Consider the following 13955-nt stretch of genomic DNA (forward strand, 5'->3'; position numbering starts at 1 on the left):
GGCCGATCGCGCCGCTCAACTGGTCGCGATGGGTGCCGACGTGTTGGTCATCGACACCGCGCACGGTCATCAGACCCGGACGCTGAGCGCGATTGAGGCCGTTCGCTCGGCTGTCGGCAACGCCAAGATCGTCGCCGGAAACGTCGTGACGGCCGAGGGAACGCGACAGTTGATCGAGGCAGGAGCGAACGTCGTCAAGGTCGGCGTCGGCCCCGGGGCGATGTGTACGACGAGGATGATGACCGGCGTCGGGCGACCCCAGTTCTCTGCGGTGCTCGAGTGCGCCGACGAGGCTTCCCGGATCGGCGGTCACGTGTGGGCCGACGGGGGAGTCCGGTTCCCGCGTGACGTCGCGTTGTCGCTGGCCGGGGGAGCGGCCAACGTCATGATCGGATCGTGGTTCGCCGGGACCTTCGAGTCGGCCGCCGACTCCCAGACCGACACCGATGGTCGGCTCTACAAGGAGAGCTTCGGGATGGCGTCGAACCGGGCCGTCAAGAACCGCACCCGCGCAGAATCCGACTTCGATCGGGCCCGCAAGGAACTGTTCGAGGAGGGGATCAGCACGTCGCGGATGTACCTCGACCCCGAGCGCCCCGGCGTCGAGGACATCATCGATCAGATCGTCGCGGGGGTTCGCTCGGCCTGCACGTACGCCGGCGCAGCGACGGTCACCGAATTCCACGACCGGGCGGTCGTGGGGGTGCAGGGCGCCGCCGGCTACGACGAAGGACGCCCCACGGGAGTCTCGTGGTGACCATCGTGATCGCCATCGACGGACCGGCAGGCGCCGGGAAGTCGACGGTCGGCCGCGCCGTGGCCGCCGAAGTCGGCGTCGGTTACCTCGACACCGGCGCGATGTACCGCGCCGTCACGCACGCCGTACTGTGCCGCGGAATCGATCCCCATGACACCGATGAGGTCGGTGCTGTCGCATCGAGCATCGAACTCGACATCGACGACATCGACGGACGCACCATCGTCACCGTCGACGGTGACGACGCCACCGCCGCGATCCGCGGGCGCGAGGTCACGGGCGCGGTGAGTGCCGTCGCCGCCAATAGTTCGGTGCGCTCCGAGATGGTCCGTCGTCAGCGGGACTGGGTCGCCGCGCACGGTGGCGGGGTCGTGGAGGGCCGTGACATCGGTTCGGTGGTCTTTCCCGATGCCGCCCTCAAATTGTTCGTCACGGCATCGGCACGCGTGCGCGCCGAACGTCGGGTCGCCGAGTTGGGCGGGGATGTGGACGAGGTCGAAGCATCGATCATCGAACGCGACCGCAAGGATTCCTCACGCGCCGACAGTCCGCTGGTCGAAGCATCGGGAGCGAAGGTCGTCGACACCACCGGGATGCCGATCGACGCCGTCGTCCGTGAGATCGTCGAGATGCTGCCATGACCGGAGCCACGACTCGCGTCGTCACAAAGCCGGGCCGCGATACGCGATGGAATCGGCTGCTCTACGGGTTCTTCCGTCAGATCGTCAGCAACAGCCTGCGCATGTGGACGCGCGGGACCGTCGAGGGAAAGGAGAACCTCCCCGACGGCGCGTTCGTGCTGGCGCCGATCCACCGGAGCTACATCGACACCCCGATTTCGTCGTGGGTGCAGATGCGACGTCTGCGCTATCTCGGCAAGGACACGATGTGGAAGTACGACTGGATCGGCAAGCTGTTCACGGCGATGGGAGCGATCCCCGTCCACCGCGGGACGATCGACCGCGAGGCGCTGCGCAGGTGCCTCGACGCGCTCGCGAGCGGGCAGCCGGTGGTCCTCTTCCCCGAGGGTGAACGCAAGGACGGCCCCGAGGTCCATCCGCTGCTCGACGGGGCCGCGTTCCTGGCCGCCAAGGCGAAGGTCCCGATCGTGCCGGTGGGGATCGCCGGATCCGATCGAGCGATGCCGCGCGGAGCGAAGGTCGTGTATCCCCGCAAGATCCACGTCATCGTCGGCGAGCCGATCATGGTCGAGACGAACGGCCGAAGCCGCGCGAGTCGCGAGCAGTTGAACGCGACGACGGTCCATCTGCGTGCGGAGATCCAGCGCCTCTACGACCTCGCCCAGACCCGCATCAGCTGACCCGCCGCAATCCGCCCTCCGAACCCGCGCCACCGACGAACGCGTGAGGTGTGTGCGCCCATCGGCCGCAGACTCCTCATGCGAACGATGAGGGATCGGTTGGGGGACCGGCTGGGGGATGAGGGGTGGTCAGCGGAGGAAGGCGCCGAGCGCGGCGGCGAGGTGCAGGGGGTCGTCGACCCCGCAGAGTTCGCGCGCCGAGTGCATCGAGAGCTGGGGCACTCCGACATCGACGGTGTCGATTCCGAGACGGGTCGCCGTCACCGGCCCGATCGTCGAGCCACACGGCATGTTGTTGCGCGACACGAACACCTGCCACGGGACACCGGCGGTCTCGCATGCATCCTGGAACAGCGCAGCGCTGGTCGCGGAAGTGGCGTAACGCTGACTCGCGTTGACCTTGATCGCCGGTCCCGCATTGACGATCGGGCTGTGGCCCGGCTCGTGACGCTCGACGTAGTTCGGATGAATCGCGTGGGCGTTGTCCGCCGAGACGCACGCCGACGTCGAGAGAGCCCGATGCAGGTCGCTGCGCGAGCCGCCACGCGCCGCCACCAATCGCTCGAGCACGGTCTCGAGGAACGGACCGTGGGCTCCGGTCGAGCTGGCCGAACCGACCTCCTCGTGGTCGTTCAGCACGATCATCGCGATGTGCTCGGACGGCTGGGCTGCCGCGATGGCGACGGTGGCCGCCCAACACGACAGCTGGTTGTCGAGACGTGCCGAGGCGAGCATCGACGAGTCCGCGCCGAGGACCGCTGCGGGCTGAACGTCGTGGAGGCACAGGTCCCACCATGCGATCTGCTCGTCGATCCCGGCCTCGTCTGCGAGCCATTCGGCGAACTCTCCGGGACGAGCGATTCCGAGCCCCCAGACCGGCGTCAGGTGCATCTGACGGTCGAGGACGAGTCCTTCGTCGTTGACGCCACGGTCGAGATGTACAGCGAGCTGCGGAACACGAGCGATCGGACGGTCGACTGCGACGTCGACGGAGCGCCCGTCGGAGGTGACGACCCGCCCAGCGATCGCGAGATCGCGATCGAGCCAAGTGTTGTTGAGAATCCCGCCGTACACCTCGACGCCCAGTTGTTTCCAACCGACCGATTCGGCATCGGGCCGAGGCTTGACGCGCAGGCAGGGCGAGTCGGTGTGGGCTCCGGCGATGCGGAAACCCGTCGACACGATCGCCGATTCAGGGATCGACCAGGCGATCACCGCACCATCGCGCACGACATATCCACGCGCTGGAACGTCTGTCCACTCGTCGAGTTCGTCGAGCATCTCGAAGTCGACGAGGCGTGTCCTGGTCGAGGCGACGGCGTGCCAGGGCGACGGGGATCCATCGAGGTAGGAGCAGAGATCGTCGAGGTGCATGTCAGCCCTTCTGGAAGAGACCCATCGGGAGGCCGGTGCCACGGAGGTGGCTCGTCTCGTTGATGGTGACGATCGATCGTTCACCCGTCGAGGCGGCGGCGATCCGGTGGATCGAGGTGTAGTTCGGGTAGAAGAAGCCGCGCGAGTCGACGTCGAGTCCGAGGAGATGTGAGAGGTAGGCGTTGATGACGCCGCCGTGGCAGGTGATCGCGACCCGGTCGCCGCGATGGTTTCCGATGATCCGTTCGATCGCACCGATCGTGCGCTCGTTGAAGAGGGTGGGGTCCTCGGATTCGTTCTGCCAGGTCCCGTCGAGCATCGCCTTCCAGCGCGGGTCGTTCGCGGCCTTCAGTTCCTCGACCGGCACGTACTCGGGGCTGTCGCGGTCGAACTCTGCGACGTCGGGCTCGAGCACGAGGTCGAACGATCGCTCGGCGACGACCGGTTCGGCGGTCTGGCGGGCGCGCTGCATCGGGCTCGAGTACACGGCATCGAGTGGCTCGGACGCGAGGTAGGCGCCGAGATGGCGTGCCTGTTCCCATCCTTCGGCCGACAACTCGGGGTCGGCTACCCCCTCGATCAACTCGCGTCGAATCGGGAGGCCGTGTCTGATCAGCAACAGTTCCATCGTCCGATAGACAATCAGACATGACCCGCCGAACAAAGATCGTGGCGACGATCGGTCCCGCCAGCGACTCGCTCGAGATGCTCGAGCAACTGATCATCGCCGGCCTCGACGTCGTGCGCCTGAACCTGAGCCACGGGGAGATCGCCGACCATCTGGCGACTCTCGGCCGGGTGCGGGAGGCGGCGGACAACGCCGGACGGCACGTGGCCGTGCTCGCGGATCTGCCCGGACCGAAGATCCGCTCGGGGCGCTTTCCCGACGGCGGGGTGACGATCGAGACCTCCGGTGAGGTCCGACTCGCTCCGGGTGATCAACCGAGCGACGCCACCACGATCCACGTCCAGCACGCCACCTTGCTCGACGATCTGCGCGCCGGCTCCAAGGTGCAACTCGGTGATGGCGCGATCTCGATGACCGTGCTCGAGGTCGGGGCGACCACAGCGCTGGCCCGTGTCGACACGGGTGGTCGCACGAGTGGGCAGCCCGGCGTCCACCTCTCGTCGACTGCGGTCAGGCTCGAGACCCCCACCGCTGCCGACCTCGTGCTGGCCGAGACGATGTCCGAGGCCGGGGTCGAGTTCATCGCGGTGTCGTTCGTCTGCGGGTCGAACGACGTGAAGCGCGTGCGTGAGGTCGTCGGGACCCGTGCACAGCTCGTTTCGAAGATCGAGACCAGAGCTGCGCTCGACGACCTCGACGACATCATCGAGGCGTCCGACGCGGTGATGGTCGCCCGCGGGGACCTCGGGCTCGACTGCCCGATCGAGGACGTTCCCCACCTCCAGAAGCAGATCGTGCGCGCGTGCGTCGATGCGGCCAAACCGGTGATCACCGCCACGCAGATGCTCGAATCGATGATCACCGCACCCTCGCCCACGCGTGCCGAAGTGAGCGATGTCGCCAACGCCGTCTTCGACGGAACCGATGCGGTGATGCTGTCGGGGGAGACCGCCGTCGGCCATGACCCGGTCGGCGTCGTGCGCACGATGGCGGTCGTCGCGGCTCGCGCCGAGGAGGAGGCCGGTTACCGCAGGTGGGCACGCATGCTCGGCCGCAAGCAACGTGCAGCCGGCGGAGTCGGTGTCGTCGACGTCGATCTGCAGATCACGAACGCCGTGTCGCACGCCGCGTCCGAGGCTGCGGTCGACGCCGACGTCGCAGCGATCCTGTGCTGCACCCGCAGCGGACGCACGGCGCGAGCGATGGCCCGATTCCGGCCCGACGCCCGAATGGTCGGCCTGTCACCCGATCCGAAGATGGTCCGCACGATGTGCCTCACGTGGGGTGTCGAACCGATTCAGGTCGACATGTACTCGACCACCGATGAGATGGTCTGGTTCGCCGTGGAAACAGCGCTCGAGAGCGGCGTGGTCGAGCACGGCGACACCGTGTTGGTGCTCGCCGGGGCACCGAGCGGACCGGGAGCAGTCCCGCGTCGGGGGCACAAGTCGGTCGCGACCGACGTGCTCAGGATCGTCCGCGTCGACTGAGGCTGAACGCCGTGACGGCAACCGCGATCGCGGATGCCGACAGGGCGAGTGTTCCCTCCACCCCGTAGGCGCCGAACAACCAGCCACCGGCGATCGTTCCGGAACCGCGGGCGACCGTCCCGACGCCGTTCGACATCGCGATCGTCGTTCCTCGGGCATCGGGCATCGCTTCGGTGACCAGCGAGAAGGACGTGACGATCGCGAACTCGAAACCGCACAGGAACAGCAGGATTCCGACGACGCCGATCCACAGCGTCTCGTCGGCGATGGCCATCGTCGCCTGACCGACTACGAGCAGCGCGATTCCGGTCATCGTGCTGCGGAACTTGCCGATGCGGTCGGCGAACCCGGCCGACCCGGTCGAGGCGAGCAGTTCGATCGCACCGAATCCCATCGCAACGGCGCCGAGTCCGCCGGTCGACACGCCGAATGCGTCGTCCAACCAGCTTCCGGAGATCGCGAAGACCGAGAGACCGGCCATCGCGAGCATCGCGGAGCCGACGATCACGAACCACGCTCTCGGCGTGATCGTCCTCCAGCCGGGTGCCGGCCGGGATTCCACGGACACACCGGTTGCCGGGCGCTCACTCTCCGCCGAACGCCAGATCACCGCCGCCATCGCCGTGGCTGCCAGCGCGAGCACGACGTACGGACCACGCCAGCCGAACACCGAGATCAACACCGCGATGATCGGGGCACCGACCAGGAGCGCGAGCGCCCACGACGTCTCGTACAGACCGATCGAGCGTGCTCGTTCCGCGTAGGCGACGCGGTGACTGATGTACGCGTGGCCCGCCACGGTGCAGTTGGCGACTCCGAGGACCACGAGCACGAATCCGATCGCGAACGTGAAGGTCGTGCCGACGAGGGACACGAGCGAGGACACCGCGACGGCGACGAGCGCGAGGGTCATCACGATTCGTTCCCGCCCACGGTCGAGGCGGCCACCGACGGCGATCGTCGACAGACCGGACATCTCTCCGAATCCGAGAATGGTCGTCATCTGACCAGTCGTCGCCCCGAACGCCTTCTCGAGGACGGGCAGGAACGGCGGAACCCATCGCAGCGCGGTGTTCGCGACCGCCTTCGCCGCGGTCAGGCGGGCGAGGTTCACTGGGCGACGTCGGTGGATCCGACGACTGCGGGTTCCTCGGCCGGTGTCTCGTCGGGCGTGTTGCGCGGGTCGGAGATCGTGATCGTCGTGCCGAAGAAGGAGCAGTCGGTGTCGATGATCGTGGGATTGACACCGTCGAACTCGTAGGCGTTGATCACCTTGTCGGCGCAGTCCTGGAGGGACTCGCGCTGGGTCCACACCGCGAACCCGAACAGGCCGAGGACGGCGACGACCAACAGCTTCTGCAGGATCGACTTGAGGATCCACGCACCGAGAATCGCGCCGACCGCGCACACGACGACCAGCCCGATCGCAATCGTTCGGGCCTCCGACAGCGTGATGGCTTGCACGTCGGCAGCGTACGCTGACGGCGTGAGCGACCAACCGATCCAGTTCTCCAGCGGCATCCCCACGACGGTGCTCCCGGCTCCGTCACCCATCGATGCCGAACGACTTGCTGCGGCACTGGAGCTCGACGGTGAAGTCCGTCGGTCGGCGGTCGCCGATGTCGTCGCCGCCTCGCCCCGGTTCCTCGCCGGATGGGCCGAACTCGGCGATCTCGGGCGTGACACGATCGAGCGCTACGCCGCCTACCGCGTCGGATACCACCGGGGTCTCGACACCCTCCGGGCCAGCGGCTGGCGCGGGTCGGGGTACGTGCGTTGGGCCGAGCCCACCAATCGGGGCTTCCTGCGGTCACTGCGCGGACTGGGCGAGATGGCTGCCATCATCGGCGAGCAGGACGAAGCCGAGCGATGCGCTCAGTTCCTGTTGCAACTCGACCCGACCGGACTCGCCAACTCGTGAAGATCGCCGGCGTCGTCCTCACCGGTGGGGCGAGCCGGAGGATGGGACGCACGAAGGCCACGATCGACGTGGACGGTCGGCCGATGGCCGATCACGTCCTCGATGCTCTACGTGGAGTGGGCGCCGAGCCCCTGATCCTCGTCGGTGGAGACGCGTCCGAACTCGCTGACCTGAGTGCGCCCGTCGTCGACGATCAGTCTCCCGGTGCCGGCCCGGTCGGTGGCGTGCTCAGCGCGCTCGACCACCTCGCGAAGCTCGACACCGTCGACGCTGCGCTGATCCTCCCGTGCGATCTGGTGAGCGTCACGAGCGACACGCTGTGGCCGATCGTCGAGGCAGCGGTCGGGGACGGGATGAGCCTCGCCTGGGTCGCCGCCACCGAACGGCTCGAACCGATGTGCACGCTGTGGTCGTTGAACGCGCGCGGGGTGATCCGCGAGCGATTCGTCGCGGGGGAGCGAGCCCTGCACCGCGTGATCGCCGAGATTCCGCACACCACCGTCACCGTCGATCCCGCCGGCTTGCGCAACGTGAATCGCCCCGAGGACCTCGGCGGCGATGACCTCCCGTGAACGATCGCGATCGGTAGGGTCGTTCCCCGTGGCAATCGACGAGATCTCCGTATCCGATCTGCACGCACTCGGGCCCGATGTGGTCGTGGTCGACGTGCGCGAGGACGACGAATGGGCCGCCGGCCACGTGCCGCACGCTCGCCATGTCGTGCTGGCCACCGTGCCCGGTCACCTCGATGCATTCGACGGCGACCCGACCTACGTGATGTGCAAGGTGGGCGGCCGCAGCTACCGGGCGTGCGAGTTCGTCGCCGGTGAGGGTCGGTCGGTCGTCAACGTCGCCGGCGGGATGTTGGCCTGGATCGAGGCCGGGTTCGACGTGACCACCGGAACCGCAACCACCGATGTCTGACCAGGCGCCCCCGCACATCGAGTTCGGCTGGATCGACAGCCAGGACGGCCTCGTTGAGCTCGTCGACGAACTGCTCGAGATGCCGCGCTACGCACTCGACACCGAGTTCCATCGTGAGCGCACCTACTTCCCGAAGCTGGCGCTGATCCAGATCGCCTGGTGGCCCGACGGGACGAACGAGAAGCAGGAACTCGTCCTGATCGACCCGCTCGACCTCGACCTGTCCGACTTCCGTCGATTGTTTGACAGCGATTCGCTGTGCGTCATCCATGCGGCGCAACAGGATCTCGACGTGATGACCCATGCGATCGGCTCGGTTCCGAACCGGATGTTCGACACCCAGATCGCCGGCGGGTTCGTCGGCTACGGGACCCCGTCGCTCGTCTCGCTGCTGCAGGGCGAGGTCGGAATCACCCCCGCCAAGGGCGATCGCCTGACCGATTGGCTGCGGCGTCCGCTGACCGACAACCAGTGCCAGTATGCGGCTGCAGATGTCGAGTATCTCCTCGACGTGCACGATCGCCTCGTCACCAAGCTCGAGCAGATGGGACGCCTCGAGTGGGCCGAGGCGGCCTGCGAGGAGCTGCGCACGCGGCCGACCAGCGGCTCGAACCCGCAGGATGCCTGGCTGCGGCTCAAGGACGCTCGATCGCTGCGCCCGAAGGGGCGCGCGATCGCGCAGTCGCTCGCCGCATGGCGTGAGGAACGAGCGATGCGCGTCGACATCCCGGTCCGCCAGGTGTTCCCGGATCTCGGGATCCTCGGCGTCTCCCAGCGCGGACCGTCGACACTCCAGGAACTGAAGCAGGCTCGTGGCGTCGACGATCGCCATTCCAAGGGTGGGATCGCCCAGGAGATCCTCGACGCCGTCGAACGCGGGCAGCAGGCCACACCGCCCGATGCGCCCAAGTCGGCCGACGATCTCGATCGCAACCTCCGTCCGGCGATCACGCTCATCTCGGCGTGGGTGTCGCAGATGGCGCGAGACGAGAAGATCGACTCCGCGATGCTGGCCACACGGTCCGACATCGTCGCGCTGTTGCGGGACGACGAAGACGCTCGCTTGGCGACGGGGTGGCGCGCCGAACTCCTGGGCCAGGGGATCCGCGATCTCGTGTCCGGGCGTGCCGGGTTGACGTTCGACCCGCAGGGTCGCCTGACCCTCATGCCGGTCTGATCGGCGCCATCGGAAGCGGCGGCCTCTCCCACGACCTCGCCCGACTATCAATGGCGAGATGAACGACATCGAGTTGCTGCAGGATGCGGCGCGACGAGCGATCGACTACGTCGCTGGGTCGGACGACCGGCCGGCAACCCCGAGCGAGACCGCGGTCACGGCGTTGGCCACGTTCGACGAACCGCTGCCCGCTGATCCGACCGACCCCGCCGAGGCGCTGCGGATGCTCAGCGAGGTCGCAGCACCGGCGACGATGGTCTCGACCGGACCGAACTACTACGGCTTCGTCAACGGCGCGACCTTTCCGGTTGCGCTCGGCGCAGCGTTCCTCGTCGACGCATGGGATCAGAACGCCGCCCTGCCCGTGATGTCTCCCGCTGCTGCCAAGCTCCACGACGTCGCTCGAACATGGTTGCTCGACGTGCTCCACCTGCCTGCCCGTTCCGACGTCGCCTTCGTCACCGGCGCCACGGTTGCGAACGCGTCGTGCATGGCTGCCGCGCGAGATGAGCTCCTCCAGCGAGCGGGGTGGGACTCGAAGTCCGGCGGACTCTTCGGAGCTCCAGCGATCACCGTGGTGGTGGGGGAGAACACGCACAGTACCGTCCGCAAGTCGCTCGGCCTGATCGGGCTCGGGAGCGACCGCGTCGTGAAGGTCCCCTCCGACGATCAGGGACGGATGATCGCCGCCGACCTGCCGTCGGATCTGTCCGGTCCGATTCTGATGTGTGCGCAGGCCGGCGAGGTGAACACGGGCGCCTTCGACCCGTTCGATGAGATCGCGGACTGGCTTGCAGCCACCACCGACAACGGATGGCTCCACGTCGACGGAGCGTTCGGGCTGTGGGCGTTGGCCGACCCGACTCGGAGTCATCTGGTCGACGGTCTCGCGCGTGCCGACTCGTGGGCCACCGATGCCCACAAGTGGCTCAACGTCACCTATGACTGCGGCATCGCGATCGTGGCCCGAGACGGTGCGTTGCGGCGCACCTTTTCGTCGGTCGCTGGGTACCTCCCTCCCGAGGACGCGTTCGAGGCGATGCACCACACCCCACAGTCGTCGCAACGGGCACGTCAGGTCGAGGTGTGGGCGGTGCTGCGCACATTGGGTCGAAACGGCCTGGCCGAACTCGTCCAGCGATCATCCGATGCGGCCCGCACGATCGCCCGTCGGTTGGGCGACGCCGGTTTCGAGGTGTTGAACGACGTGGTGATCAACCAGGTGCTGGTGCGCTGCGAATCACCTACTGTCACCGAACGGTTGCTCGCCGAGATCCATCGAGATGGCCGGATCTGGTGTGGGTCGACGCAGTGGAACAACGAAACGGCGATGCGCGTGAGCGTGTCCTCGTGGAAGACCACCCACGACGATGCCGATCACGCCGCCGACGTGATCATCGAGTGCGCCCGACGCGTGACCTGAGGCCGTCGTCCGGGTGGTATCGCAGGTCGGCTCGTTGTCTACTGTCCTGACGAACACGACGAAGGAGAATTGCCGTGGCACAGATGAAGGACAAAGTCGCGATCATCACGGGCGGTGGCTCCGGCATGGGGCGTGCGACATCTCTGCTGTTCGCGATGGAGGGCGCGGCAATCGCAGTGGCCGACATCGACGATGCCGGCGGACAGGAAACCGTCGCGATGATCGAGGCCGAAGGTGGACAGGCGTTGTTCGTCCACACGGATACGGGTGACGAGGCGTCCATCGTGCACCTGGTGGAGCACACGGCGGACACGCTCGGTCGAGTCGATGCGATGGTCACCGCTGCCGGCATCTCGTACTCGAACTTCATCGAGAAGGACGAGTCCACCGATCCCTGGAAGAATCCACGAGAGGGGTTGATCCTCAACAAGTCCACCGAACGCTGGCAGAAGATCCTGGACGTCAATCTGACCGGCGTGATGATCTGCGCGCGCGAAGCCGCACGCCAGATGATCGCCGAGAATCACGGCGGTTCCATCGTCAACTTCTCGTCGATCGCCGGCTATGCCCCCGTTCCGACGATCGCCGATTACTGCGTCTCCAAAGCAGGCATCGTGATGCTCACGAAGTGTCTCGCTGCCGAATTGGGACAGTCCGAGATCCGTGTCAACGCGGTTGCCCCGGGACCGATCGAGACGGGCATGACCCAGTCATTGATCGATCTCGGGCGGCTCCAGAAGCAGGCTGCATCCCTCCCACTCGGTCGGATCGCCAAGCCTGAGGAGGTCGCGAACGTCGTGCTCTTCCTCTCAAGCGACGGAGCAAGCTACATCACCGGGAAGACGATCGGCGTGGACGGCGGCACATACACGGTGTGATCCACGCTGCGCGACGAGGTGAGCCGGTAACCGGTCGTACCTGAGAGGATCGAGTGATCGGCCAGGCCGGGAGCGAGGGAGAGCAGCCCGAGAGGAACACTTGCGGGCGTCTCTCTCGCTGACCTGAGCGTTCCGCTCCGCGAGTGCGGGTGTTCCAGACGCTCGACCTCGAAGACGTTCGGGCATCTGGCCGCTACGACGTGATCCACGGCGGAAGTCCGGGCGCCCGGTTCTGGCAGATCACGGCCACCAGAACCGAACGCAGCCGGACACGACCGATCGAGCCATCGAAACCTGCGACGCGGGTCGGGCCGAGCAACGCAACTCGGACCGTCGTGCCGTTCCCCATCCCGCTTCGACACTACGACCATCCGGGCGACCTCGCGCTGGCCCGGTGGTGCGTCCCCGGAGACTCGGTTTGCTGGCACGGCGTCGGTCGCGAGTTCGGCGCTGTTGCCACGTTCGATGATCTCCGTGCCCAGGGCCAGCGACCTCGCCGCTCGTGGCGTGAGTACAGACCGACGGGTGCCGGTGACTGACTCGGGCCGACCGAACCGTCCCCCTGACGCCGGACTCGGAGGTGTCGGTGGGCCGAGGACGTCGAGCTTCGACCCCTCACGCCGCGACGAGACACCTGACATCCCTAGTTGCGGCGAACGCATGTTCGTGATATCGTGTGGGTATGGACGTGGGGTTCGTCGAGGAGCTGGTGGCGATGCCGGCGGCGGGACTCGATGAGGTGATGCGTGCGGTGGAGTTGGAGCGTCGTGATGTGGAGGCGCGGTTGGCGTTGGTGGCGGCTGTGGTCGAGCGGCGTCAGCAGTTCTTGTCGGATGGTCATCGTTCGATGAGCGCCTACTTGAAAGCACATCTGAACTGTTCGGGGACCGAGGCGAACCGGATCCGACGCCGCGGGAAACTGTTGAACGAACATTCCTCGGCCTGCGAGGCGGTCGGTGCTGGTCACGTGTCGATGAGCAATGTCGATCTGGTCGCGAAAGCTGTCTCGCATCCGCGTGTCGGGGATCGTGTGGGCGAGCTCGTTGACCAGTTGGTCGAGTACGGCGAACACTTCCCGGTGATGGACTTTCAGGTCGTTGTCGATCGGGTCGTCGCGAACGCCGATCCCGATGGGACGGACCCGGGCGACGATCATGATGCGAACGCAACGGTGGTTGCGGGCCCTGATGGTGTGCACATCAAAGTCACCGGTGGGAGCGGGTTGCAGGGTGCGGAGATGAAGGCGATCTTCGACCTGGCAGTCGAAGCCGAGTTCGCTGCCGATGTCGAGACCCGCCGAGCGGAGTACGGCGACCACGCGGATCGGTTCCCGTTGCCAAGGGCCGCAGCGCAGCGTCGTTTCGCCGCCCAGTATGCGATCCACATGGCGTACGTGACCGTCCCGGTCGATGGGGTTCGTCCGGAGCCGGTGGTGGACATCGTGTTCAGCGCCGAACGTGCCGGACGCGCAATGCGCGGGCACGGTTTGGCAACCGATGGTCGCGTGTTCGCTCCCCGTGGACCCGAGCCCGAGACGCACGGATGTGCGACCGCTCCCGGAGCAGGGGCCGAGGATCCGATCGACCTGTTCGACGAGCGGTGTGAGACGTCCACTGGCGTCGGAATCGATGATCATGATGCGGTTCGGGCGATGATCCGCGGCCATGTTCGTCGGGTCGTGATCGACGGTGCCGGTGTCGTGATCGACCTCGGTCGCAAACAACGTTTGTTCACCGGAGCCGCTCGTCAGGCCGCACAGTTGGTGGCGTTGGCGTGTGTTCATCCGGGGTGTTCGATCCCGGCCGAGTTCTGCGACGTCGATCACCTCGAACGCCACGCCGACGGCGGGCAGACCGATCAACACAACGCGGCACCCGAGTGCGGCGCACACAACCGCTACAAAGAACACGCCGGGCTGCGCAGCAGACGTGCCACCAACGGGAGGATCTATCTGATCCGCCCCGACGGCACGATCATCCAGCCCGTCGGCGAACGACCACCGGACTTCGCCGACCACCCACCACCCGAACCGAGCCGACCAGCCGATCCCGAACCTGATCGC

15 protein-coding genes are annotated in these 13955 nt (G+C 66.9%); 11 read left to right on the plus strand and 4 right to left on the minus strand.

Features of this window, described 5'->3' with window-relative positions:
• The 3 genes from WBV89_RS09595 to WBV89_RS09605 form a co-directional block, all read left to right on the plus strand.
• Window positions 1-757: IMP dehydrogenase (locus tag WBV89_RS09595; RefSeq protein ID WP_423981114.1), on the plus strand; the 757-nt coding region annotated here is incomplete at its 5' end.
• The gene (gene cmk / locus WBV89_RS09600) at window positions 754-1398 is read left to right on the plus strand and encodes a (d)CMP kinase (RefSeq protein ID WP_423981115.1); all 645 of its coding nucleotides are present in this window, start codon (window positions 754-756) and stop codon (window positions 1396-1398) included. The genes WBV89_RS09595 and cmk, both read left to right, overlap by 4 nt.
• Window positions 1395-2078: a lysophospholipid acyltransferase family protein gene (locus WBV89_RS09605; RefSeq protein ID WP_423981116.1), complete on the plus strand. Its 684-nt coding sequence runs from the start codon at window positions 1395-1397 to the stop codon at window positions 2076-2078. Before cmk ends, WBV89_RS09605 begins: the two co-directional genes overlap by 4 nt.
• 129 nt (window positions 2079-2207) lie before the next feature.
• On the opposite strand, the gene WBV89_RS09610 is transcribed toward WBV89_RS09605, so the two are convergent.
• Window positions 2208-3452 carry a M18 family aminopeptidase gene (locus WBV89_RS09610; protein WP_423981117.1) on the minus strand — a complete coding sequence of 415 codons (1245 nt, stop codon included), beginning with the start codon at window positions 3450-3452 and terminating at the stop codon, window positions 2208-2210.
• 1 nt (window position 3453) lies between these two features.
• The gene (locus WBV89_RS09615; protein ID WP_423981118.1) at window positions 3454-4071 is read right to left on the minus strand and encodes a histidine phosphatase family protein; all 618 of its coding nucleotides are present in this window, start codon (window positions 4069-4071) and stop codon (window positions 3454-3456) included.
• Between the two features lie 29 nt (window positions 4072-4100).
• Between WBV89_RS09615 and pyk the strand changes: the two genes are divergently transcribed.
• Window positions 4101-5570: a pyruvate kinase gene (pyk, locus tag WBV89_RS09620; protein WP_423981119.1), complete on the plus strand. Its 1470-nt coding sequence runs from the start codon at window positions 4101-4103 to the stop codon at window positions 5568-5570.
• On the opposite strand, the gene WBV89_RS09625 is transcribed toward pyk, so the two are convergent.
• The gene (locus WBV89_RS09625) at window positions 5548-6684 is read right to left on the minus strand and encodes an MFS transporter (protein ID WP_423981120.1); all 1137 of its coding nucleotides are present in this window, start codon (window positions 6682-6684) and stop codon (window positions 5548-5550) included. The genes pyk and WBV89_RS09625 overlap by 23 nt on opposite strands.
• The gene (locus WBV89_RS09630) at window positions 6681-7034 is read right to left on the minus strand and encodes a hypothetical protein (protein ID WP_423981121.1); all 354 of its coding nucleotides are present in this window, start codon (window positions 7032-7034) and stop codon (window positions 6681-6683) included. Before WBV89_RS09630 ends, WBV89_RS09625 begins: the two co-directional genes overlap by 4 nt.
• Before the next feature lie 22 nt (window positions 7035-7056).
• Here WBV89_RS09630 and WBV89_RS09635 point away from each other — a divergent pair, with 22 nt between their 5' ends.
• The 7 genes from WBV89_RS09635 to WBV89_RS09665 all read left to right on the plus strand — a co-directional run.
• Complete coding sequence (locus WBV89_RS09635) at window positions 7057-7491, plus strand: DUF3151 family protein (RefSeq protein ID WP_423981122.1); 435 nt, start codon at window positions 7057-7059, stop codon at window positions 7489-7491.
• Window positions 7440-8063 (plus strand): molybdenum cofactor guanylyltransferase, encoded by a 624-nt coding sequence (gene mobA, locus WBV89_RS09640; protein WP_423981123.1) that lies wholly within the window; start codon window positions 7440-7442, stop codon window positions 8061-8063. Before WBV89_RS09635 ends, mobA begins: the two co-directional genes overlap by 52 nt.
• A gap of 28 nt (window positions 8064-8091) precedes the next feature.
• Window positions 8092-8415 carry a rhodanese-like domain-containing protein gene (locus WBV89_RS09645; protein WP_423981124.1) on the plus strand — a complete coding sequence of 108 codons (324 nt, stop codon included), beginning with the start codon at window positions 8092-8094 and terminating at the stop codon, window positions 8413-8415.
• Window positions 8408-9592, plus strand: a complete 1185-nt coding sequence (locus WBV89_RS09650; protein ID WP_423981125.1) for a ribonuclease D — start codon at window positions 8408-8410, stop codon at window positions 9590-9592. The genes WBV89_RS09645 and WBV89_RS09650 overlap by 8 nt, the downstream gene beginning before the upstream one ends.
• A gap of 58 nt (window positions 9593-9650) precedes the next feature.
• Window positions 9651-11015, plus strand: a complete 1365-nt coding sequence (locus WBV89_RS09655; RefSeq protein ID WP_423981126.1) for a pyridoxal phosphate-dependent decarboxylase family protein — start codon at window positions 9651-9653, stop codon at window positions 11013-11015.
• A gap of 83 nt (window positions 11016-11098) precedes the next feature.
• Entirely contained in the window at window positions 11099-11893 is a 795-nt protein-coding gene (locus WBV89_RS09660; protein WP_423981127.1) for an SDR family NAD(P)-dependent oxidoreductase, read from the plus strand.
• Between the two features lie 682 nt (window positions 11894-12575).
• Window positions 12576-13955: HNH endonuclease signature motif containing protein (locus WBV89_RS09665; RefSeq protein ID WP_423981128.1), on the plus strand; the 1380-nt coding region annotated here is incomplete at its 3' end.

Source organism: Ilumatobacter sp. (assembly GCF_049588435.1).
Classification (GTDB): Bacteria; Actinomycetota; Acidimicrobiia; order Acidimicrobiales; family Ilumatobacteraceae; genus Ilumatobacter_A.

Bases quoted from the DNA above. Each gene is read 5' to 3' on its own strand.
- WBV89_RS09605 (WP_423981116.1), top strand. From the start codon at position 1,395: ATGACCGGAGCCACGACTCGCGTCGTCACAAAGCCGGGCCGCGATACG.
- WBV89_RS09650 (WP_423981125.1), top strand. From the start codon at position 8,408: ATGTCTGACCAGGCGCCCCCGCACATCGAGTTCGGCTGGATCGACAGC.
- WBV89_RS09660 (WP_423981127.1), top strand. From the start codon at position 11,099: ATGAAGGACAAAGTCGCGATCATCACGGGCGGTGGCTCCGGCATGGGG.
- pyk (WP_423981119.1), top strand. From the start codon at position 4,101: ATGACCCGCCGAACAAAGATCGTGGCGACGATCGGTCCCGCCAGCGAC.
- WBV89_RS09655 (WP_423981126.1), top strand. From the start codon at position 9,651: ATGAACGACATCGAGTTGCTGCAGGATGCGGCGCGACGAGCGATCGAC.
- mobA (WP_423981123.1), top strand. From the start codon at position 7,440: ATGCGCTCAGTTCCTGTTGCAACTCGACCCGACCGGACTCGCCAACTC.
- WBV89_RS09610 (WP_423981117.1), bottom strand. From the start codon at position 3,452: ATGCACCTCGACGATCTCTGCTCCTACCTCGATGGATCCCCGTCGCCC.